Source organism: Pseudomonas bubulae (assembly GCF_037023725.1).
GTDB lineage: Bacteria > Pseudomonadota > Gammaproteobacteria > Pseudomonadales > Pseudomonadaceae > Aquipseudomonas > Aquipseudomonas bubulae.
The window spans coordinates 1,516,532-1,536,887 of the sequence record NZ_CP146077.1 but is presented as its reverse complement, the minus strand read 5'-3'; the positions used below and the strand labels follow the sequence as shown (position 1 = coordinate 1,536,887).

The 20,356-nt window shown below is 58.2% G+C and carries 23 protein-coding genes; 5 read left to right on the top strand and 18 right to left on the bottom strand.

Going from position 1 to position 20,356, the window contains the following annotated elements; translation table 11 throughout:
* Nucleotides 1-42: 42 nt before the first annotated feature.
* Both pgeF and rluD read right to left on the bottom strand, forming a co-directional pair.
* Nucleotides 43-777 carry a peptidoglycan editing factor PgeF gene (pgeF, locus tag V6L81_RS07135; protein WP_094999336.1) on the bottom strand — a complete coding sequence of 245 codons (735 nt, stop codon included), beginning with the start codon at nt 775-777 and terminating at the stop codon, nt 43-45.
* The gene (gene rluD, locus V6L81_RS07130) at nt 774-1,736 is read right to left on the bottom strand and encodes a 23S rRNA pseudouridine(1911/1915/1917) synthase RluD (RefSeq protein ID WP_094999964.1); all 963 of its coding nucleotides are present in this window, start codon (nt 1,734-1,736) and stop codon (nt 774-776) included. Before rluD ends, pgeF begins: the two co-directional genes overlap by 4 nt.
* A gap of 148 nt (nt 1,737-1,884) precedes the next feature.
* Here rluD and V6L81_RS07125 point away from each other — a divergent pair, with 148 nt between their 5' ends.
* Together V6L81_RS07125 and V6L81_RS07120 are read left to right on the top strand one after the other, a co-directional pair.
* Complete coding sequence (locus tag V6L81_RS07125; protein ID WP_094999337.1) at nt 1,885-2,898, top strand: outer membrane protein assembly factor BamD; 1,014 nt, start codon at nt 1,885-1,887, stop codon at nt 2,896-2,898.
* Nucleotides 2,899-3,016: 118 nt separating this feature from the next.
* Nucleotides 3,017-3,247, top strand: a complete 231-nt coding sequence (locus tag V6L81_RS07120) for a PP0621 family protein (protein ID WP_094999338.1) — start codon at nt 3,017-3,019, stop codon at nt 3,245-3,247.
* Between the two features lie 154 nt (nt 3,248-3,401).
* Here V6L81_RS07120 and thiO read toward each other — a convergent pair whose 3' ends face one another.
* From thiO to pilV, 5 genes are read right to left on the bottom strand one after another with little or no spacing between them, the layout of a single operon-like run.
* Entirely contained in the window at nt 3,402-4,502 is a 1,101-nt protein-coding gene (gene thiO, locus V6L81_RS07115; RefSeq protein ID WP_095018372.1) for a glycine oxidase ThiO, read from the bottom strand.
* 33 nt (nt 4,503-4,535) lie between these two features.
* Nucleotides 4,536-4,937: a type IV pilin protein gene (locus tag V6L81_RS07110; protein WP_095023416.1), complete on the bottom strand. Its 402-nt coding sequence runs from the start codon at nt 4,935-4,937 to the stop codon at nt 4,536-4,538.
* A 10-nt stretch (nt 4,938-4,947) separates the two neighbouring features.
* Nucleotides 4,948-5,490, bottom strand: a complete 543-nt coding sequence (locus tag V6L81_RS07105) for a PilX N-terminal domain-containing pilus assembly protein (protein ID WP_095023417.1) — start codon at nt 5,488-5,490, stop codon at nt 4,948-4,950.
* Nucleotides 5,491-5,500: 10 nt separating this feature from the next.
* Nucleotides 5,501-6,184 carry a PilW family protein gene (locus tag V6L81_RS07100; protein ID WP_095023418.1) on the bottom strand — a complete coding sequence of 228 codons (684 nt, stop codon included), beginning with the start codon at nt 6,182-6,184 and terminating at the stop codon, nt 5,501-5,503.
* Complete coding sequence (pilV, locus tag V6L81_RS07095) at nt 6,181-6,423, bottom strand: type IV pilus modification protein PilV (RefSeq protein ID WP_094999343.1); 243 nt, start codon at nt 6,421-6,423, stop codon at nt 6,181-6,183. The genes V6L81_RS07100 and pilV overlap by 4 nt, the downstream gene beginning before the upstream one ends.
* 234 nt (nt 6,424-6,657) lie before the next feature.
* Between pilV and V6L81_RS07090 the strand changes: the two genes are divergently transcribed.
* Nucleotides 6,658-7,179: a GspH/FimT family protein gene (locus V6L81_RS07090; RefSeq protein ID WP_238705557.1), complete on the top strand. Its 522-nt coding sequence runs from the start codon at nt 6,658-6,660 to the stop codon at nt 7,177-7,179.
* Here V6L81_RS07090 and ispH read toward each other — a convergent pair.
* The 6 genes from ispH to murJ form a co-directional block, all read right to left on the bottom strand.
* Nucleotides 7,176-8,123 (bottom strand): 4-hydroxy-3-methylbut-2-enyl diphosphate reductase, encoded by a 948-nt coding sequence (gene ispH, locus V6L81_RS07085; protein WP_094999344.1) that lies wholly within the window; start codon nt 8,121-8,123, stop codon nt 7,176-7,178. The genes V6L81_RS07090 and ispH overlap by 4 nt on opposite strands.
* Before the next feature lie 65 nt (nt 8,124-8,188).
* Entirely contained in the window at nt 8,189-8,626 is a 438-nt protein-coding gene (fkpB, locus tag V6L81_RS07080; RefSeq protein WP_086795845.1) for an FKBP-type peptidyl-prolyl cis-trans isomerase, read from the bottom strand.
* The gene (lspA, locus tag V6L81_RS07075; protein ID WP_094999345.1) at nt 8,619-9,137 is read right to left on the bottom strand and encodes a signal peptidase II; all 519 of its coding nucleotides are present in this window, start codon (nt 9,135-9,137) and stop codon (nt 8,619-8,621) included. Before lspA ends, fkpB begins: the two co-directional genes overlap by 8 nt.
* Nucleotides 9,130-11,961: an isoleucine--tRNA ligase gene (ileS, locus tag V6L81_RS07070; RefSeq protein ID WP_095018377.1), complete on the bottom strand. Its 2,832-nt coding sequence runs from the start codon at nt 11,959-11,961 to the stop codon at nt 9,130-9,132. The genes lspA and ileS overlap by 8 nt, the downstream gene beginning before the upstream one ends.
* Nucleotides 11,958-12,908, bottom strand: coding sequence for a bifunctional riboflavin kinase/FAD synthetase (gene ribF, locus V6L81_RS07065; RefSeq protein WP_094999347.1), 951 nt, complete (start codon nt 12,906-12,908; stop codon nt 11,958-11,960). Before ribF ends, ileS begins: the two co-directional genes overlap by 4 nt.
* A 118-nt stretch (nt 12,909-13,026) precedes the next feature.
* A complete protein-coding gene (gene murJ / locus V6L81_RS07060; protein WP_095018378.1) occupies nt 13,027-14,565 on the bottom strand; it encodes a murein biosynthesis integral membrane protein MurJ in 1,539 nt (512 codons plus the stop codon).
* A 250-nt stretch (nt 14,566-14,815) separates the two neighbouring features.
* Between murJ and rpsT the strand changes: the two genes are divergently transcribed.
* The gene (gene rpsT / locus V6L81_RS07055; protein WP_003443902.1) at nt 14,816-15,094 is read left to right on the top strand and encodes a 30S ribosomal protein S20; all 279 of its coding nucleotides are present in this window, start codon (nt 14,816-14,818) and stop codon (nt 15,092-15,094) included.
* A 274-nt stretch (nt 15,095-15,368) separates the two neighbouring features.
* Here the strand turns inward: rpsT and V6L81_RS07050 are convergent, their stop codons facing one another.
* The 5 genes from V6L81_RS07050 to rplU form a co-directional block, all read right to left on the bottom strand.
* Complete coding sequence (locus V6L81_RS07050) at nt 15,369-15,830, bottom strand: CreA family protein (protein ID WP_094999349.1); 462 nt, start codon at nt 15,828-15,830, stop codon at nt 15,369-15,371.
* 14 nt (nt 15,831-15,844) lie between these two features.
* Nucleotides 15,845-16,963, bottom strand: coding sequence for a glutamate 5-kinase (gene proB, locus V6L81_RS07045; protein ID WP_338660678.1), 1,119 nt, complete (start codon nt 16,961-16,963; stop codon nt 15,845-15,847).
* A 123-nt stretch (nt 16,964-17,086) separates the two neighbouring features.
* Nucleotides 17,087-18,313: an Obg family GTPase CgtA gene (gene cgtA / locus V6L81_RS07040; RefSeq protein WP_094999350.1), complete on the bottom strand. Its 1,227-nt coding sequence runs from the start codon at nt 18,311-18,313 to the stop codon at nt 17,087-17,089.
* 197 nt (nt 18,314-18,510) lie between these two features.
* The gene (gene rpmA, locus V6L81_RS07035; protein WP_003443913.1) at nt 18,511-18,786 is read right to left on the bottom strand and encodes a 50S ribosomal protein L27; all 276 of its coding nucleotides are present in this window, start codon (nt 18,784-18,786) and stop codon (nt 18,511-18,513) included.
* A gap of 34 nt (nt 18,787-18,820) precedes the next feature.
* The gene (rplU, locus tag V6L81_RS07030; protein WP_007901869.1) at nt 18,821-19,135 is read right to left on the bottom strand and encodes a 50S ribosomal protein L21; all 315 of its coding nucleotides are present in this window, start codon (nt 19,133-19,135) and stop codon (nt 18,821-18,823) included.
* Nucleotides 19,136-19,375: 240 nt separating this feature from the next.
* On the opposite strand from rplU, the gene V6L81_RS07025 reads away from it, so the two are divergent.
* The gene (locus V6L81_RS07025; RefSeq protein ID WP_095021257.1) at nt 19,376-20,344 is read left to right on the top strand and encodes a polyprenyl synthetase family protein; all 969 of its coding nucleotides are present in this window, start codon (nt 19,376-19,378) and stop codon (nt 20,342-20,344) included.
* Nucleotides 20,345-20,356: the final 12 nt, after the last annotated feature.

Below are 20,356 nucleotides of genomic sequence, written 5' to 3'. Positions count from 1 at the left end.
GGGCGATTACGAGAGTTTCAAGCGTTTGGAAAATGACGCAGATCAGCTGGACGGTCTTTCGATCCAAACCAGTGATGCGAAGCGGCCAGTATTGGGACTGCGCCGATAGGAGAAGAAACGCGGGTCGGTCACGGTGCAAAAACCCCCGCCGTACACAGCCGTGATACCGAAGCGGGCCAGACGCAAACGCGCCAGCTCATAGATATCGGCCATAAAACGCCCGGCATTGATGCTGGGCACAAAGGCGGCTTCGGCCTGGGGCATGTCTTTTACAAAGACCTCCCGCACCTCGGCCCCGACCTCAAATGCCTTGGGGCCAATGGCCGGCCCCAGCCACACAAGCAGCTCCTGTGGCGCAACATTGAGGCTTAGTGCGGCGGCTTCAAGCACCCCGGCCGCCAGCCCGCGCCAACCGGCATGGGCTGCCGCAACACGAGTGCCAGCACGATCGCAGAACAATGCAGGCAAACAATCCGCCGTCATTGCCGTACAGGCAATACCGGGGGTGGCCGTCCAGCTGGCATCGGCCTCAACAATCAGTTCGGGATTGGCAGGTGCGACCACAACCCCGTGAACCTGGCTAAGCCAGGCGGGCTGTACGTCAAAAATATGGGTAAGGCGATGGCGGTTATGCGCAACGGCAACAGGGTCGTCGCCTACATGGTCGCCCAGGTTGAAGCTGTCGAACGGCGCCACACTGACGCCGCCCGCACGGGTGGTCACACAGGCCCGGATGCCTGCCGGCGCTGGCCAGTCAGGAATCAGGAAGGTGTTCACCCGATAAATGCCTCACGGTCTTGCTTGAGCAACGTCAACAGCCAGACAAAGTCGTCAGGCAGTGCTGATTCCCAGCTCATGCGCTTACCGGTCGTCGGATGATCCAGCTCGAGGAAACGGGCATGGAGCGCCTGACGCGGGAAGTTTTTCAGGGACTCGACCATCGTCACGCTGGCAGACGGCGGAATACGGAAGCGACCGCCGTAGGCAGGGTCTCCGACCAACGGGAAGTTGATATGAGACATATGCACACGAATCTGGTGCGTACGACCGGTTTCCAGCTTTACCCGCACATGGGTGTGGGAACGGAAACGCTCAAGCACACGGTAATGACTGACCGCCTGCTTGCCGCCTTCCATTACCGCCATGCGCTGGCGCTGCTGGCCGTGACGGCCGATAGGCGCGTCGATCTTGCCCCCGGCGGTCACGACACCGATAACGATGCACTCATAGATACGACTGACACTGCGGCTCTGCAACTGTGTAACCAGTTGTGTCTGCGCCTGAATGGTCTTGGCGACCACCATCAGACCGGTGGTGTCCTTGTCCAGGCGATGCACGATCCCCGCACGCGGCACATTGATAATGTCCGGTACGTGATGCAGCAAGGCATTGAGCAAAGTACCACTGGCATGCCCTGCAGCCGGGTGCACCACCAGGCCCGCAGGCTTGTTGATGACCAGGATGTCATCGTCTTCGTAGACGATATCCAGGGGGATGTCTTCAGCGATCCACTCACCCTGGGCTTCCTGCTCTGCAGTCAGCTCCAGGATGGCACCGCCGTGTACGATGTCACGGGGGCGTATGACGGCTCCGTCCACAGTAAGGCGGCCGTCTTTGATCCAGGCGGAAAGGCGCGAGCGCGAGTGCTCAGCGAATAATTGTGCGGCGACTTGATCGAGGCGTTGGCCACCCAGTTCGGACGGCACCTCTTCGCGAAGTTGAATTTTCTCGGACATGCTCATCAGGACCGCGCCAAGCCTTTGGTTTCGGCTGCGCGCTTGTGGTTAAATACGGCGTCTTTTGCCCCGAGGCTTTTCACGGGGCACTCATCATAACAGGACGGACCCGCCCAAGACAGCGGCCGTCATAGGGACGCAAGCCGCCATGCAAGTGAGACACCTGCTGCTGATCGCCATCCTCGCACTGACCGCCGCTTGCTCGTCGACTAAAGAAGTCGTTGACGAAAACCTCAGCGAAGTGGAGCTGTACCAGCAGGCACAGGCCGACCTGGACAACCACAGCTATACCAGTGCTACCGCCAAACTCAAGGCCCTTGAGTCACGCTACCCGTTCGGTCGCTACGCCGACCAGGCCCAGCTTGAACTTATTTACGCCTACTACAAGAACTCCGAGCCCGAAGCGGCCAAGTCGGCTGCCGAACGGTTTATCCGCCTGCATCCACAGCATCCGAACGTTGACTACGCCTACTACCTCAAGGGCCTGACCTCCTTTGACCAGGACGTTGGCCTGCTGGCGCGCTTCCTGCCGCTGGACATGAGCAAGCGTGACCCGGGCGCTGCACGCGACTCCTACAACGAGTTCGCCCAGCTCACCAGCCGCTTCCCCAACAGCCGCTACGCACCCGACGCCAAGCAGCGCATGATCTACCTGCGCAACCTGTTGGCAGCGTATGAAATCCACGTAGCCGATTACTACCTGACTCGTCAGGCTTATGTAGCCGCTGCCAACCGTGGCCGCTATGTGGTCGAAAACTTCCAGGAAACTCCTTCGGTCGGCGACGGCCTGGCGGTAATGGTTGAGTCCTACCAGCGCATGCATCTCGACCAGCTGGCCAACACCAGCCTTGAAGTGCTCAAGACCAACTACCCGGACCACCCGAGCCTGGTAGACGGCCAGTTTGTGCCGCAGGTTTCCGAGTCGGACAACCGTTCATGGCTGAGCAAGGCCACATTGGGCCTGATCGAATCCAGCACACCGCTGCCACCGGGTGAAACCCGTGCAAACATGGATATCCAGAAGCAGTACCAGGATGCCAAGGATGCAATCCCGGCAGAACTGAAGCCAAAGGATGCCGATGGCGACATCATCGAAGAACCGCAAGCTGAAGGTAAAAGCCGCTCCTGGTTCAGCTACATGACCCTGGGCCTGTTCGACTGATCGTTTAGCACATAAAAAAAGAGCTCTTCGGAGCTCTTTTTTTATGTTTGATTTACCGCTGTGCGCCTGCCAGGTCCTTGGCTAAACTGGTGCATCTTTTCTCGAATAGCGAATTACCATGCTTCGTTTACTGATCTGGGCAGCGCTGATTGCTGCAGGCGTTTGGCTGTGGCGCAAATACAAGACCGGTATGGCCGCGACCAAAAAACCGGTCGACCCGAGCGCTCAGCCAATGGTGCGCTGCGCCCACTGTGGCGTACACCTGCCCCGTGACCGCGCCCTGAGCCAGCAACAAGAGTGGTATTGCACCCAGCAGCATCTGGAGCAAGGGCCAAAACCAAGGGGTTAAGCCACCTGCGGTCGCTGCCGCAGGCTACGACAGGAAAACGGCAACTGTGGGAGCGAGCCTGCTCGCGAAGGTCGTTCGCGAGCAGGCTCGCTCCCACAATAGGGCTTGATCTACAACAGAGTATCGACAGAAATCCCTCTGTGTTTGTAGCCGCTTAAATCCGCCCCTCTGGCGCATAAGGCGTCGGGTCGATAATCGGCTCACGCCCCAGCAGCAAGTCCGCGAATAATTGGCAGGACGCCGGTGCCAATACCAGACCGTTGCGATAGTGCCCGCAGTTGAGCCACAGACCATCAAAACCTGACACCCGCCCAATATACGGAATGCCCTCGGGCGAACCTGGCCGCAGCCCAGCCCAGTGCCCCACCACTTCAGCATCGGCCAGGGCCGGGATCAATTCGACTGCCGAGGCCTTGAGGCTCTCAAGGGCCGTAAGGGTCGGGGTTTTATCAAAGCCTTCATGCTCCAGCGTGCTACCGATCAGGATATGACCGTCGCGGCGGGGAATGGCATAACGCCCTTTTGCCAGCACCATGCACGACAAAAAGTCAGATGCGCATTTGTACAGGATCATCTGCCCCTTGACCGGCTCCACAGGCAACTCCAGCCCCAGCCCGCTCAACAACTCACCGCTCCAGGCCCCGGCCGACAACACCACCTCGTCGCCGCGAATCTCACCCCGGGCCGTATTGACCCCGCAAACTCTTTCGCCTTCGCGAACAAAACCGAGCACCTCGCACTGCTCATGCACAGTGACATTCGGCATCGCCTGCAGTGCAGCCTTCAGCGATTTCACCAACCGCGGATTCCGCACATTGGCCACATTAGCCATATAAATTGCGTGTGCATAACCACCGCCCAGCACGGGCACGGCATCATGGACTGCCGACATATCGACCGCCCCCAGAGGTCGCCCTTCGCGCCCGGCCCACTCCAGCGCCTGAGCCTCATCATCCAGGTCCAGCCAGTACAGCCCGGTGGTGTGTACTTCAGGATCAATACCCGTCGAAGCAAACAGACGCTCGGCCAATTGCGGATAAAAGTCCTGAGACCAGTGCGCCAGGGCCGTTACAGCACAGTTATAGCGCCACGGATAAAGCGGCGAAACAATACCGCCGCCGGCCCAGGAGGACTCCTGGCCCGCCCCGCCACGCTCCAGCACAATCACCTGCTCTACATCAGCCGCCAGATTAAACGCAGTCAGCAGGCCTATGACACCGCCCCCGACAATCACCACCCGTTGCTGCCTAGCCATCTGTTAATCCAGCCCGTCATTCAAAATCAATCGTTAGCGCCCCCAACACTGCTGCATTGTCAGGCCAGGGGCGGCCTGGGTTATCGTTGCCATACCGGTGTGAGCCAGCGTAAAGCTCCCGCACGAATCCCCCGCCATTGCCGAACCTTGTTTGGGCGTCGCCTTCAGCCAGTAGCCGTGGTCGACGAGATCGGCACTGATGTCGTAGTGCTGATTGCCTGAACTAAGGTCTTTCATACCGCTATATACCGCGTTCTTTGTGTAAAAGCGCTCAAGACTTTGGGCTTGCTCCGTCAACAGGACAACAACTTGAGAGCGGTAAGCCCGCTTTACATAATCGCCGTACAACGGATAAACGAATGCGCCAAGGATACCGGTGATAACCACGACGATCATCAGTTCGATCAGGGTAAAACCTGCTACATACCTGTACATTTCGTGCGTCCTATTGCAGCTGTCGCCACATGACCCGGTGAAAACCCCTGGCAACACGCTCTTGCGAAGCGTTATCCGGCCCTTGATAACGCGCATAAATACTCTCCAGTACGGTGCGCGACTGCCCGTGCCAGCCAATACCGGTAACTCGATACAAACGGGTAGTGGTGGTCACTGGTAAATGGGCTGGCGTAATGCTTGGCCCAAGGTTCTGAACACCATACAGCCCGTTCGCAACGCTTATCCAACGTACCCCGGAGGCCGGATCGATGCCTGGCACAGCCTGAGTACGCGCCTCTGGGGGCGGGTTACAGCTTGCTGGCGAAGTGCAAGGCAATACCCTGCCCCCTTGGATCTGAAGCCAGGCCTCCCCACTGCCAAGCGCCGCTTCTGCGGCCTGAAATGAGTGGTTGGCATGTTGAACGCCTGCAGACATTTTTTCCTGAAGGGTCGCACTGACCATTGCAGCCATCCCGATCAGGCTCAGCAACAGCATGAAAACCAGGCTGACCAGCAGTGCCATGCCGCGCTGATAAATCAATGGCAAAGGCATGATGCGTGCCCTAAGCCAGCCGGTTACGCAAAGCGATTTCCAACTGATAGACCTGGTCCTTGACCCGCCCGGCGCGGTCTCGCAATGTCAGGCCGATACGGATGCTGCGCAGACTGGAACCTTTGACCAGACGACTCTCATAACGCAGCACGGAGTGCGAACCTGCCGTCCCGGCCACGCCAAAACTCACGTCAAAGGCAGCCACATTATCGAGCAGGACCGCTTTATTGGGCCCGATCTTTAACTGCCCGTGCTCATGACGGTAAAACAATTCACGCACGGGAAATGCCGTTTCACCGGGAGCCAAAAACGACCTTGCCCCGGGATAGGCCCGGGCGAAACTTGTGCAGTCCGAGACCACAGTCCAGTCAGGCTTGGCAGCCTGAAGCGCTACGTCCGAACTGATCATGCGCAACACCCCCCTCTGCCAGGAGACCGGTGTCTTAAAAACAGTGGGCGCATCAACAATACGATCGACTGACAGGCAGCCAAACATGCCCGCCATGCGAATCTCCCGAGCCAGTTTACTCAGCACATAACGCGCATCCTCCTGCAGCCTTGCCGACGACCGCTGGCTTAAGTAAGCCTCGCGGCTGCTTGAGAAAATCTGCGTCATGCCCAGCACTACCAGCACTCCCAGCGCCAGAGCCACCATCAGCTCGATCAGGCCAAAACCTGAACGGGGATTGCTCATGATGACCCGGCCCCGGCATGACCGCTCGACAAGGGGTGGACGACCTCCGCGCGCATCTGATCCAGCCTGCTGTAGGCAATAAAACTGTCCTGGGTGCTTATCAGCGCGCTTGCCGTATGTTTCAAGGCATTGAGTTGCATAGCAGCAGAGCCCATCAGGCTGATAAACAGAATCAACAGCGCGATAAGCACTTCGATCAAGCTCATCCCGTCTTGTCGACTTTTAACTAATCGAGGCATCCGAATCGTCCATATCAGAGGGTTCGACGGCACGCCCTGTGCCGCCCAGACAAAAGCCTAGCCTCCCCCGCTGCTCTGCACGGCAGGACGAAGCCAAGCAAACCAGCCGGATTTTTCGCCTGACTTCGTAAGCTGTTAACGGTCAGAAAACATGATGAAACCATTGCCGTGAACCTGTAGTGCCAGAGTTCGCTATACAGAGAAAACACACTTGAACCGTCCAGGGAGGACGCTATGCATCAACGTGGCATGAGTCTGATCCAGCTGCTACTGACGCTGACGATCGTGGCGCTTACGGCCCGTTTTGCCAGCCCGGCCTATAGCGCCCTTGTCGAGCATCATCAGCGCCAGATCACTGCCGAACAACTGGCCAGCAGCCTGCGCAATGCACGCGCACAAGCACTGCTACGCCAACAATTTGTGGTGGTTTATCCGTACGAAGAAGATTGGAGCCGAGGCTGGAGGACGATTCTGGACTTGAGCGGCCAAGGCCATCTGGACAAGGGCAACCCGGTGCTGGTCGAGTCACAGGGCAGTGGGCGCATACCCATTGCGGGCAATACACCGGTTAAACGGTATGTGCGCTTCAACCCGCTGGGCGAGCCACAACTGGTTGGAGGCGCCTTTCAAGCCGGGACACTGCATGTTTGTCAGGCAAGGACTGCACAGAGCCACTATCAAGTGGTGCTGGCCAAGAGCGGGCGCATCAGCCTGCGCAGCGATAAAACTGCACAGGCCTTATGCAGGCACGCTTAGGTAATGGCGCGAACGCGCAACTCTTTGGGCATGGAGAACGTAACATTCTCTTCACGGCCGGCCAGCTCGTCGGCACCGGTTGCGCCCCAGGCATGCAGCTGTTGAATCACGCCACGTACCAGTACCTCTGGGGCCGATGCACCGGCGGTGATACCGATGCTATTTACGCCGTCGAACCAGCTTTTTTGCAGGTCTTCAGCACCGTCGATCAGGTAGGCGGGGGTCTGCATACGCTCCGCCAGTTCGCGCAGGCGGTTGGAGTTGGAGCTGTTCGGGCTGCCCACTACCAACACGACATCGCACTCATCAGCCAGTTGCTTGACCGCATCCTGACGGTTTTGCGTGGCATAGCAGATATCGTCCTTGCGCGGTCCGCCAATGGCCGGGAAGCGCGAACGCAGGGCGTCGATCACACGACTGGTGTCGTCCATCGACAAGGTTGTCTGGGTTACAAAGGCCAGTTTTTCCGGGTCTTTGACCTGCAGGTTCGCAACATCCTTTTCATCTTCGACCAGGTAGATCGCGCCACCATTACTGGCGTCGTACTGGCCCATGGTGCCTTCGACTTCCGGGTGACCGGCATGGCCAATCAAAATGCACTCACGGCCATCACGGCTATAGCGCGCGACCTCGATATGCACCTTGGTCACCAGCGGGCAGGTCGCGTCGAACACCTTGAGACCACGCCCGGCAGCCTCTGTACGCACGGCCTGGGAAACGCCGTGGGCACTGAATATCACAATGACGTCGTCCGGCACCTGATCCAGCTCTTCGACGAAAATAGCGCCACGGGAACGCAGGTCTTCAACGACAAATTTGTTGTGCACCACTTCGTGGCGAACATAGATAGGCGGACCGAAAACTTCCAGAGCACGATTGACGATTTCAATCGCACGGTCCACCCCGGCGCAGAAGCCACGGGGGTTGGCGAGTTTGATATGCATGCTGGGCCTCGTGGGACGCGCAGAAAAATAATGCCAATCAGGCCCGGCCGCAGCCGGGCACTGGATTACAGCGCTTGAACGTCTTTGATTTCCACGTCGAAGGTCAGGGTTTTGCCTGCCAGCGGATGGTTGAAATCAATGGTGACTTGCTCGTCATCGAACTCTTTGACCACACCCGGAAGCTCGGTATTGGCCGCATCGTTGAAGATCACCAGCAAACCTTGCGACAACTCCATGTCCTTGAACTGCGAACGCGGAATGATCTGCACGTTTTGCGGGTTAGGCTGGCCAAAGGCGTTTTCCGGAAGAATCTCCAGTGTGCGCTTGTCACCCGCCTTGAAACCGAACAACGCCGCTTCAAACCCTGGCAGCAAGCTGCCATCACCCACCTTGAAAGTGGCCGGGGATTTGTCGAAGGTGCTGTCAACGGTGTCGCCATTTTCCAGACGCAAAGCAAAATGCAGAGTGACCTGCGTGTTCTGACCAATACGCTGCTCAGTCATGAGCGGGTTCCTCGGGCTTTTTACTTTTGAACATATCCAGTGCCAGCATCACGGCACCTACGCAAATCGCACTGTCGGCGAAGTTGAACGCAGGGAAGTACCAGCGATTTTGCCAATGCACCAGAATGAAATCGACCACATGACCGTAGACAATACGGTCATACAGGTTACCCAGTGCGCCGCCCAGAATCAGGGCAAGGGCAATGGCCAACCAGGTGTCATTGCGCCCCAGACGCTTGAGCCAGACCACCAGCACGGCACTGACCACGACCGCGATCAGGGCAAACAGCCAGCGCTGCCAGCCGGCACTGTCCGCCAGGAAGCTGAAGGCCGCACCGGTGTTGTAAGCCAGGGTCCAGCTGAACAGGTCGGGAATCACCACAATCTGCTGGTACATCTGCAGCGAATTGTCGAAGTAGACCTTGCTGGTCAGGTCAATGACCAGGACCAGCACAGTCAACCAGAGCCAGCCCAGGCGCCCGAAGCGCCCGGTAGTGCTGGTATTAGGCATAGTGACGTACCTCACCAGCGCCGCTGATATTGTCTACACAACGACCGCAGATTTCAGGGTGCTCGGGGTTAACGCCGACGTCTTCACGGCAGTGCCAGCAACGGGCGCACTTGGCATGGGCCGACTTGACCACCTTGAGCTTGAGGCCAGCCACTTCGGTAACCACGGCATCTGCTGGAGCCTGCGCAAAAGGCGCAACGCTGGCAGTGGAGGTGATCAACACGAAACGCAGCTCGTTGCTCAACTTGGACAAATCAGCAGCCAGCTGATCTTCGGCGAACAAGGTCACTTCTGCTTGCAAGTTACCGCCAATGGCCTTGGCTGCGCGCAAGTTTTCCATTTCCTTGTTGACCGCAACCTTGACCGCCATGATTCGCTCCCAGTAGGCGCGATCCAGTTCGGTGCCTTCCGGCAGTTCAGTCAGGCCTTCGTACCAGGTGTTGAGCATGACCGATTCGTTGCGCTCGCCCGGCAGGTACTGCCACAACTCATCAGCGGTGAACGCCAGGATCGGAGCGATCCAGCGCACCAGCGCTTCAGAGATGTGGAACAGCGCGGTCTGGCACGAACGGCGAGCCTTGCTGTTGGCGCCGGTGGTGTACTGGCGGTCCTTGATGATGTCGAGATAGAAACCGCCCAGCTCCTGAACGCAGAAGTTGTGCACCTTGGAGTACACGTTCCAGAAACGGTATTCGCCGTAATGCAGCTCCAGCTCACGTTGCAGCAGCAACGCACGATCCACCGCCCAACGGTCCAGTGCCAGCATTTCTTCGGCAGGCAGGATGTCGGTGGCTGGATTGAAACCGGTCAGGTTCGACAGCAGGAAGCGTGCGGTATTGCGGATACGTCGGTAGGCGTCCGCACTGCGCTGCAGGATCTGGTCGGAAACCGCGATTTCGCCCGAGTAGTCGGTCGAGGCAACCCACAGACGCATGATGTCGGCGCCCAGGGTGTCGTTGACCTTTTGCGGTGCAATCACGTTGCCCAGCGACTTGGACATCTTGCGGCCCGCTTCGTCCACGGTAAAACCGTGGGTCAGCAGCTCGCGGTACGGAGCGTGGTTGTCGATGGCGCAACCGGTCAGCAACGACGAGTGGAACCAGCCACGGTGCTGGTCGGAGCCTTCAAGGTAGAGGTCGGCACGCGGGCCGGTCTCGTGACCCATCGGGTGCGAACCGCGCAGAACATGCCAGTGCGTGGTGCCCGAATCGAACCATACATCCAGGGTATCGCTGATCTTGTCGTACAGCGGCGCTTCGTCGCCCAGCAGCTCGGCAGCATCCAGCTTGAACCACGCCTCGATGCCTTCGACTTCAACGCGCTTGGCCACTTCTTCCATCATTTCGACGGTGCGCGGGTGCAGCTCGCCGCTTTCCTTGTTCAGGAAAAACGGGATCGGCACGCCCCAGTTGCGTTGACGCGAGATGCACCAGTCCGGGCGGTTGGCGATCATCGAGTGCAGGCGCGCCTGACCCCAGGCCGGAACGAACTGGGTGTCTTCGATCGCTTGCAGCGCACGGGTGCGCAAGGTATCGCCATCAGTCGGCTGCTTGTCCATACCGATAAACCACTGGGCGGTGGCACGGTAGATCAGCGGCGTCTTGTGGCGCCAGCAGTGCATATAGCTGTGGCTGATGGTCTCGGTGAACATCAGCGAACCGACTTCGATCAGCTTGTCGATGATGTTCTGGTTGGCCTTCCAGATGAACTGGCCACCGAAGAACTCCAGCGACGGCACGTAAACGCCATTGCTTTGCACCGGGTTGATGATGTCGTCGTTGACCATGCCATAGGCTTTGCAGGTCACGAAGTCGTCTACGCCGTAGGCTGGAGCCGAGTGAACCACACCAGTGCCAGCACCCAGCTCAACGTAGTCGGCCAGATAAACAGGCGACAGACGGTCATAGAACGGGTGACGGAAGTTGATCAGTTCAAGCGCTGAGCCAGTGGTGGTGGCGATGACCGAACCCTGCAGGTTGTAACGCGCCAGACTCGATTCGACCAGCTCTTCAGCCAGTACCAGCAACTTGTCGCCCACGTCGACCAGCGCGTAGGTGAATTCCGGGTGTACGTTAAGCGCCTGGTTGGCCGGAATGGTCCACGGGGTGGTGGTCCAGATCACGATCGAAGCAGGTTTGCTCAGTGCCGCCAGGCCAAAGGCCTCGGCCAGCCTGGCTTCGTCGGCAACCGGGAAGGCAACGTCGATGGCCGCAGACTTCTTGTCCTGGTATTCAACTTCAGCTTCAGCCAGGGCCGAACCGCAATCGAAGCACCAGTTCACCGGCTTGAGGCCCTTGAACACAAAACCGCCCTTGACGATCTCAGCCAAAGCACGGATTTCACCGGCTTCGTTTTTGAAGTCCATGGTCTTGTACGGGTTGGCGAAATCACCCAGCACACCCAGACGGATGAACTCGGACTTCTGCCCCTCGATCTGCTCGGTGGCGTAGGCACGGCACAGCTCGCGGGTTTTATCCGCGCTCAGGTTTTTACCGTGGGTCACTTCGACCTTGTGTTCAATCGGCAAACCATGGCAATCCCAGCCCGGCACATACGGCGCGTCAAAACCCGACAGGGTCTTGGAGCGGATGATCATGTCTTTCAGAATCTTGTTCAGCGCATGACCGATATGGATAGTGCCGTTGGCGTACGGAGGACCGTCGTGAAGTACGAACTTCGGACGATCCTTGCCAATCTCGCGCAACTTCCCGTACAGGCCAATGCTGTCCCAGCGCTGCAAAATTTGCGGTTCGCGCTGTGGCAGGCCGGCCTTCATTGGGAAGGCGGTGTCCGGGAGGTTTAGCGTGGCTTTGTAGTCGGTCATTTCAGGCTCTTTTTAAGCGGTTGACCCAGCCAAAAGGCTCGGGCGGCGGCGACGTCCGCATTGATCGCCGTCTTGAGCGCCTCCAGGGAGGCGAAACGCTGCTCATCACGCAGCTTGTGGTGGAATGCCACGTTCAAACGCCGACCATACAGATCGCCGGCGAAATCCAACAGATGTACTTCAAGATGGGCGCTGCCATCCCCTGCTACGGTTGGCCGCACGCCGATATTGGCGACGCCGGGCCAGGTTTTACCGTCGATCTCGACGCTGGCCAGGTACACCCCGGTCAACGGCACACGACGACGCTTGAGCTGGATATTGGCGGTCGGCGTGCCCAACTGGCGCGCCAGTTTTTGCCCGTGCAATACCCGGCCAGCGATTTGAAAAGGGCGCCCCAGCAAACGCTCTGCCAGGGAGAAGTCGGCACTGGCCAGAGCATCACGCACCTTGGTGCTGCTGATGCGTACGCCATCAAGCTCAACCGTTTGCGCCGCCTCGACGGTGAAACCCTGCATCTGGCCAGCCTGCTGCAAAAAGTCAAAATCGCCGACGCGATCGCAGCCAAAACGGAAGTCGTCACCGACCTCCAGATGCTGCACGCCCAGGCCGTCGACCAGAATGGTATCGACGAATTCGGCGGCGCTGAGCTTGCACAGACGTTGATTGAACGCCAGGCACAGCACCCGGTCGACTCCGGCGTCTGCCAGCAGTTGCAGCTTGTCGCGCAACCGGGCCAGACGTGCAGGAGCCGTATCCGGGGCGAAGAATTCGCGCGGCTGCGGCTCGAAAATCACCACGCAGCTGGGCACGCCCAACTCCAGTGCACGCTCACGCAGCCGGCCCAGGATAGCCTGGTGACCACGGTGTACACCGTCAAAGTTGCCAATAGTGGCGACACAGCCCCGATGCTGGGGCCGCAGATTGTGAAGGCCTAGAACCAGCTGCATAACGCGCTTCTTGCTCATAAAGTGGTCGATTATAACCACACCCGGCCCAGTACGACAGGCAACAGCGCAAGGCAAATCGGGTCAATTCGACAAAATCGACGTCTGACCCGTCATTAGCTTACATAAGTGACTTGCGGGCGAAATCCTTCAAACGCAGCCCCAACAGCAGCAGCATACCGAAATACGCCAGCACGCCCGCGACAACCAAGCCGCCCAGACGAATAAAGCGCTCCAGCATATTGCCGTGATCCCAGGCCGGCATCAGGTGCATCAAGCCCAGCAATACCGCCGACATCACGGCTACGGCCAGCACCAGCTTGAACAGGTATTTGGTCCAGCCCGGCTGGGCGACAAACAGCTTTTGCCGGCGCAACTGCCAGAACAGCAGCCCGGCATTGATACAGGCGCCTACGCTGATGGCCAACGCCAGCCCCGCATGCTGCAACGGAACGATAAAGACCAGGTTGAGCAACTGCGTCACCACCAGGGTGAATACCGCTATTTTGACTGGCGTGCGAATGTTTTGCTGTGCATAAAAGCCTGGCGCCAACACCTTGATAATGATGATTCCGAGCAGGCCCAGCGAATAAGCGATCAATGCACGCTGGGTCATGGCCGCATCCAGCGCCGTGAACTGGCCGTACTGGAATAGCGAAACGGTAAGCGGCTCGGACAGGATGGCCAGCGCCAGGGAACATGGAAGCACCAGCACAAAACACAGGCGCAAGCCCCAGTCGAGAATACGCGAATACTCCTGACGGTCTTTGTTGGCGTAGGTCTTGGACAGGGTTGGCAGCAGGATGGTGCCCAGCGCCACCCCCAGCACTCCTGAAGGCAACTCCATTAGACGGTCCGCGTAGTACATCCATGACACCGATCCAGCCACAAGGAATGAGGCAAATATCGTATTGATGATCAGAGAGATCTGACTGACCGAGACCCCAAGGATGGCTGGCAGCATCTGTTTCATCACCCGCCACACGCCGGTATCGCGCAAATTGAGCCTTGGCAGCACCAGCATGCCGATCTTTTTCAGGTGTGGCAGTTGAAACAGCAACTGCGCCAGACCACCCACCAGCACGGCCCAGCCCAGAGCCATCACCGGCGGATCGAAATACGGCGTCAGGAACAACGCAAACACAATCATGCTGACGTTAAGCAGGGTCGGCACAAAGGCCGGCACCGCAAAACGGTTCCAGGTATTGAGGATCGCCCCCGCCAGGGATGACAGCGAGATCAGCAGGATATAAGGGAAGGTGACCCGCAGCATGTCGCTGGTGAGCTCGAATTTTTCAGGGGTCGTGGCGAACCCCGGGGCCGTTGCCCAGATGACCCAGGGGGCCGCCACCATGCCCAGCACGGTGACAATGGCCAGCACCAGGGTCAAAAGCCCGGCGACATAAGCGACAAAAGTGCGGGTCGCCTCCTCGCCCTGCTGGCTTTTGTACTCAGCCAGAATCGGCACAAAGGCCTGGGAAAAAGCGCCCTCGGCGAAGATCCTGCGCAGCAGGTTTGGCAGTTTGAAGGCAATAAAGAATGCATCCGTGGCCATTCCGGCACCGAAGGCACGGGCAATAATGGTGTCGCGAATGAAGCCCAGAACCCTGGAAATCATGGTGATTGAGCTGACGGCAGCCAACGACTTGAGCAAATTCATTGAAAGAGTTTTTGCCTATAGAGAAAGAGCAGGCGAACAAAGCGCCCACTTATGCGATACTGCGCGCCGCAACAGCACAGAGCCAAGCTCGCGAGTTTACAGGTCAAGCGCCGGAAATAAATATCCCGTCTGCCTCGATCCACCACTCAGCGGATCGCATCAAACGCCCTTGACAAGAGTTCTCGTCATCGGCATGATTCGCGGCCTATTTTGTTTGTTATTTCCCAAAAGTCTTTCGAGGAGCTCGACGGTGGCCAACACACCTTCCGCCAAAAAACGTGCAAAACAGGCTGAGAAGCGTCGCAGCCACAACGCCAGCCTGCGTTCCATGGTTCGTACCTACATCAAGAATGTAGTTAAAGCCATCGACGCAAAAGACGCTGCTAAAGCGCAAGCTGCTTATGTTCTGGCTGTTCCTGTTATCGACCGTATGGCCGATAAAGGTATCATCCACAAGAACAAAGCTGCTCGCCATAAGAGCCGCCTGAATGGCCACGTCAAGGCGTTGAACCTTGCGACTGCTGCTTAAGCGATAAGCTTTTTAAAAAACCGACCTTAGGGTCGGTTTTTTATTGCCTGCGATTTAAGCGACACCCTTGTAGCAGCTGCCGAAGGAACGAGGCTGCGTTCGGTTGCGCAGCGACCGCAAATATTCAAACCCAAGCTTGTCTGACACACAGCAAAACCCGGTTTTACGACGGCTCCGCCGCCGAACGCAGCCTCGTTCCTTCGGCAGCTGCTACAGAGCCGGTAAAATCCGCACAATAAAAAGCCGCGACCAGCGCGGCTTTTCTTGAAGACCGTTACTCGTGTGGCCACGGCAAAATCGGAATTGCCGTCACCGCATTCTGCGGGCTACCTTCAATTAGACGGTCGCTGTACACCAGATACACCAGCGTATTGCGCTTTTTATCCAGGAAACGCACCACCTGCATGGTCTTGAAGACCAGCGAAGTCCGCTCCTTGAACACCTCATCACCCTCTTTCAGGTCACCCTTGAAGCTGATCGGCCCGGTCTGACGGCAGGCAATCGACGCCTCGGCGCGATCTTCAGCCAAACCCAGACCACCTTTCATGCCACCCGTCTTGGCACGAGAAAGGTAGCAAGTCACGCCATCTACCTTGGGATCATCGAATGCTTCTACGACGATACGATCATTAGGCCCGACAAATTTGAAGACCGTCGACACCGAGCCAATTTCTTCCGCCGAGGCCATTAGCGGCATCGCCAACATCAAACCCAATAAACCGCCAATCAAGCGCATACCACACCTCAAATTCAAACCAGAATCAGGTTATCGCGATGAACCAGCTCAGGTTCCGCCATATAACCCAACAAACCGACAATCGCATCCGACGATTGCCCGATAATTTTTTGCGCCTCGGCAGCACTGTAGTTCGCCAGGCCACGAGCGATCTCCCGCCCGTCCGGCGCGACGCACACCACCATCTCGCCACGACGGAAACCGCCCTGAACCGCCTTGACCCCTACAGGCAACAGGCTTTTATTGCCCTTGGACAAGGCCGCCACAGCGCCTTCATCCAGCACCAGCGTGCCACGGGTCTGCAAGTGCCCGGCCAGCCACTGCTTGCGCGCAGCCAGCAGGCCACGCTCCGGGGACAGCAAGGTACCCATTCGCTCGCCCGCCTTGAGACGATCCAGCACCCGCTCCAGACGCCCACCCACAATGATCGTGTGCGCACCGGAACGCGCCGCCAGGCGCGCCGCACGCAACTTGGTCTGCATGCCGCCACGCCCCAACGCACCACCGGTACCGCCTGCCACTGCATCCAGCGCCGGATCATCGGCACGCGCCTCGTAGATCATCTTGGCATCAGGATTGTTGCGCGGATCAGCATCAAACATGCCGTCGCGATCGGTCAGGATCACCAGCAGATCAGCCTCGACCAGATTAGCCACCAACGCGGCCAGCGTATCGTTGTCACCGAAGCGGATTTCGTCCGTGACCACCGTGTCATTTTCATTGATGACCGGGATCACGCCCAATTCCACCAGCGCACGCAGGGTGCTGCGGGCATTGAGGTAGCGTTTGCGATCAGACAGATCGTCATGGGTCAGCAGGATCTGCGCGGTATGCCGGGAATGCTCGGCAAAGCTCGACTCCCAGGCCTGCACCAACCCCATCTGACCAATAGCCGCAGCAGCTTGCAGCTCGTGCATGGCACTCGGTCGCACCGTCCAGCCCAAGCGGCTCATTCCGGCCGCAACCGCACCCGAAGACACCAGCACCAGCTCTACGCCAGCCTCGTGCAACGCCACCATCTGTTCAACCCAAACGCCCATCGCCGCGCGATCCAGGCCCTTGCCATCCGCTGTCAGCAACGCGCTGCCGATCTTCACGACCCAGCGCTGCGCACCCGTCACCTTGCTCCGCATCATCATCCAACCTATGCCTGAGAGCAGCGCGACCGAGCGCCACCCATGGAATTATTTTTGATTACCAAATCGTAGATGCTAAAACGCCGCTCATTGAGCGGCGCTGTAGTTTACTGCAACGAATCAGTCGCGGACGTAAATGATTTCCGGACCATCTTCATCATCAACATCTTCTTCGTCCCAGTCATCTTCACCGATGTCATGGACGCTCTTCACGCCGCTGCGACGCAGGGCACGCTTGTCATCCAGCGCCTGCAACTGCGCACGCGCTTCATCTTCGATACGCTGATCCAGCTCGGCCAACTCTTGCTTGTAGGCAGGGTCAGCAGCCAGACGATCAGCACGATCTTCCAGATAACGCATGATGTCGTGACACAGCTTTTCGGTACCGATCTTGGCAATGGCCGAGATCACGTAAACCGGGCCAGTCCACTCAAGGCGATCAACCACTTCCTTGACGCGCGCTTCGTGCTCGTCTTGTGGCAGCGAATCGCACTTGTTCAGCACCAGCCAACGATCACGCTCAGCCAGCGACGGGCTGAACTTGGTCAGTTCGTTAACGATGACTTCCGCGGTATCAGCAGCGCTCTCGCTACCCTCAACCGGCGCCATGTCAACGAGGTGCAACAACAGACGGGTACGCGCCAGGTGCTTGAGGAAACGGATCCCCAGGCCAGCACCATCGGAAGCCCCTTCGATCAGACCCGGAATATCGGCGATCACAAAGCTCTTCCAGCGATCCACGCTGACCACACCCAGGTTTGGCACCAGGGTGGTGAACGGATAATCCGCCACTTTTGGCTTGGCCGCAGACACCGAACGAATAAAGGTACTTTTACCGGCATTCGGCAAGCCCAACAGGCCAACGTCAGCCAACACCTTCAACTCCAGTTTCAGGTCACGCTGCTCACCCGGCTTACCCGGCGTGGTCTGGCGTGGCGCACGGTTGGTACTGGATTTGAATCGGGTATTACCCAGACCGTGCCAACCGCCATGCACCACCAGCAAACGCTGGCCGGCCTTGGTCAGGTCGCCAATGATTTCCTGGGTGCCAGCGTCGATCACGGTAGTGCCGACCGGAACACGCAGCTCCAGATCCTCACCCTTGCGACCGGTGCAATCCGTACTGCCGCCATTCGAGCCACGCTGGGCGTCAAAGTGACGGGTGTAACGGTAGTCAACCAGGGTGTTGAGGTTTTCGTCGGCGACCATGTAGATCGAGCCGCCATCACCGCCATCACCACCGTTTGGCCCACCGTTTTCGATGAACTTCTCACGACGGAAACTCATGCAACCGTTACCACCGTCGCCTGCTTTTACTTTGATCGATACTTCATCTACAAACTTCATAACAAAACGCGCCTCTCGTCATCAGGACGAGCCGATAAAAACCAAGACATAAGACTCTTGCAAAAATGAGCGCAGCGACCTCAATCAACGACCGTTAAATCCAGCGCCAGCAGCCCATACAAACAGTTTTGCAAGAGACTCACCCCACAAACGAAAAAGCCCCGTCGCAAGACAGGGCTCTTCCAGCTACCAAGCTATTACGCCGCGACGACTGCAGTCTTCGGAACGATGCTTACATAGCGACGACCGAAGGCGCCTTTAACCTGGAACTTGATCACGCCTTCCACTTTCGCGAACAGGGTGTGATCTTTGCCCATACCAACGCCGTAGCCAGCGTGGAATTGGGTGCCGCGCTGACGCACGATGATGTTGCCCGGAATGATAGCCTGGCCGCCATACATCTTCACGCCAAGGCGTTTGGCTTCTGAGTCGCGACCGTTACGGGTACTACCACCAGCTTTTTTGTGTGCCATGAGTCAATTCTCCTAGTGAGGAATTAGGCTGAAATTAAGCCTGAATACCGGTGATTTTGATCTCGGTGTACCACTGGCGGTGGCCCATACGCTTCATGTGGTGCTTACGACGACGGAACTTGATGATGCGGACTTTATCGTGACGACCTTGGGAGATCACTTCAGCCACAACAGTGGCGCCAGGTACAACTGGAGCGCCGATATTCACGTCATCGCCATTGGCGACCAACAGAACGCGATCAAAAGTTACGGATTCGCCGGTAGCGATTTCCAGTTTTTCGATCTTCAGGTATTCACCTGGAGCTACTTTGTATTGCTTGCCACCAGTAACGATTACTGCGTACGACATGGTATTTCTCCGATAATCCTGCTCACCCAGCGCTTTATAGGTAAAGGTATTGGCTGGCATGGCTGCATGGGGCTGGAACGGCCCAGATGCAATTGCGTAAGGCAGGTGCTGCCCAGGAAGTTCAGGGTGCGCGATTGTACGCAAGGCAAGTCAGGCTTGCAAGGGGCCGTCCATCCGCCTTGACAGGCCCAGCCCCCCGACCTAGCATGCCGCGCAACCCTTCTGGAGCACCTGTCGCTGATGCAACCCCAAGCTTTCTACCGCGCGGTGGCGGACGATTTTAGCGCCGTCGATGGCATCATCAAGAAGCAGCTGACTTCACGCGTACCGCTGGTCTCAAAAATCGGCGACTACATTACTTCGGCCGGCGGCAAGCGCCTGCGTCCTTTATTAGTGTTGCTGTGTGGCAAGGCCCTGGGTCGCGAAGGCGACGACTTGCGCCTGCTGGCCGCCACCATTGAGTTCCTGCACACCGCCACCCTGCTGCACGACGACGTGGTCGACATGTCGGGCATGCGCCGTGGCCGCAAGACTGCCAATGCTACCTGGGGCAATGCCCCCAGCGTACTGGTCGGCGACTTTTTGTACTCGCGCTCCTTCGAGATGATGGTTGAGCTGGGCTCGATGCCAGTGATGAAAATCCTGTCGCAAGCCACCCGCATCATCGCCGAAGGCGAAGTATTGCAGCTGTCCAAAGTGCGCGACGCCAGCACCACCGAAGAAACCTACATGGAAGTCATCCGCGGCAAGACCGCGATGCTGTTCGAGGCTTCGACCCACAGCGCTGCAGCGCTGGCCGGTGCCACGCCGGAACAGAGCGAAGCGCTGCGCACCTTTGGCGATCACCTGGGCGTGGCATTCCAGCTGGTGGACGACCTGCTCGACTACCGTGGCGATGCCGAAACCCTGGGCAAGAACGTCGGTGACGATCTGGCCGAAGGCAAACCGACCCTGCCGCTGATCTACACCATGCGTGAAGGTACGCCTGAACAGGCAGCCCTGGTGCGCAAAGCGATCCAGAAAGGCGGTATCGAGGACCTGGAGAGCATTCGCGAAGCCGTTGAGGCCTCTGGTTCCCTGGACTACACCGCCCGGCTGGCTCGCGACTTCGTGGCCCGCGCCATTGTGTGCCTCGAAGCCTTGCCGCCAAGCGAATACCGCGATGCGCTGGTTGAGCTGAGCGAGTTTGCTGTAGCACGCACGCACTGACTGCCTGTGGGA

Bases quoted from the DNA above. Each gene is read 5' to 3' on its own strand.
- rluD (WP_094999964.1), bottom strand. From the start codon at position 1,736: ATGTCCGAGAAAATTCAACTTCGCGAAGAGGTGCCGTCCGAACTGGGT.
- V6L81_RS07125 (WP_094999337.1), top strand. From the start codon at position 1,885: ATGCAAGTGAGACACCTGCTGCTGATCGCCATCCTCGCACTGACCGCC.
- V6L81_RS07120 (WP_094999338.1), top strand. From the start codon at position 3,017: ATGCTTCGTTTACTGATCTGGGCAGCGCTGATTGCTGCAGGCGTTTGG.
- thiO (WP_095018372.1), bottom strand. From the start codon at position 4,502: ATGGCTAGGCAGCAACGGGTGGTGATTGTCGGGGGCGGTGTCATAGGC.
- V6L81_RS07110 (WP_095023416.1), bottom strand. From the start codon at position 4,937: ATGTACAGGTATGTAGCAGGTTTTACCCTGATCGAACTGATGATCGTC.
- V6L81_RS07105 (WP_095023417.1), bottom strand. From the start codon at position 5,490: ATGCCTTTGCCATTGATTTATCAGCGCGGCATGGCACTGCTGGTCAGC.
- V6L81_RS07100 (WP_095023418.1), bottom strand. From the start codon at position 6,184: ATGAGCAATCCCCGTTCAGGTTTTGGCCTGATCGAGCTGATGGTGGCT.
- pilV (WP_094999343.1), bottom strand. From the start codon at position 6,423: ATGCCTCGATTAGTTAAAAGTCGACAAGACGGGATGAGCTTGATCGAA.
- V6L81_RS07090 (WP_238705557.1), top strand. From the start codon at position 6,658: ATGCATCAACGTGGCATGAGTCTGATCCAGCTGCTACTGACGCTGACG.
- ispH (WP_094999344.1), bottom strand. From the start codon at position 8,123: ATGCATATCAAACTCGCCAACCCCCGTGGCTTCTGCGCCGGGGTGGAC.
- fkpB (WP_086795845.1), bottom strand. From the start codon at position 8,626: ATGACTGAGCAGCGTATTGGTCAGAACACGCAGGTCACTCTGCATTTT.
- lspA (WP_094999345.1), bottom strand. From the start codon at position 9,137: ATGCCTAATACCAGCACTACCGGGCGCTTCGGGCGCCTGGGCTGGCTC.
- ileS (WP_095018377.1), bottom strand. From the start codon at position 11,961: ATGACCGACTACAAAGCCACGCTAAACCTCCCGGACACCGCCTTCCCA.
- ribF (WP_094999347.1), bottom strand. From the start codon at position 12,908: ATGCAGCTGGTTCTAGGCCTTCACAATCTGCGGCCCCAGCATCGGGGC.
- murJ (WP_095018378.1), bottom strand. From the start codon at position 14,565: ATGAATTTGCTCAAGTCGTTGGCTGCCGTCAGCTCAATCACCATGATT.
- V6L81_RS07050 (WP_094999349.1), bottom strand. From the start codon at position 15,830: ATGCGCTTGATTGGCGGTTTATTGGGTTTGATGTTGGCGATGCCGCTA.
- proB (WP_338660678.1), bottom strand. From the start codon at position 16,963: ATGCGGAGCAAGGTGACGGGTGCGCAGCGCTGGGTCGTGAAGATCGGC.
- cgtA (WP_094999350.1), bottom strand. From the start codon at position 18,313: ATGAAGTTTGTAGATGAAGTATCGATCAAAGTAAAAGCAGGCGACGGT.
- rpmA (WP_003443913.1), bottom strand. From the start codon at position 18,786: ATGGCACACAAAAAAGCTGGTGGTAGTACCCGTAACGGTCGCGACTCA.
- rplU (WP_007901869.1), bottom strand. From the start codon at position 19,135: ATGTCGTACGCAGTAATCGTTACTGGTGGCAAGCAATACAAAGTAGCT.
- V6L81_RS07025 (WP_095021257.1), top strand. From the start codon at position 19,376: ATGCAACCCCAAGCTTTCTACCGCGCGGTGGCGGACGATTTTAGCGCC.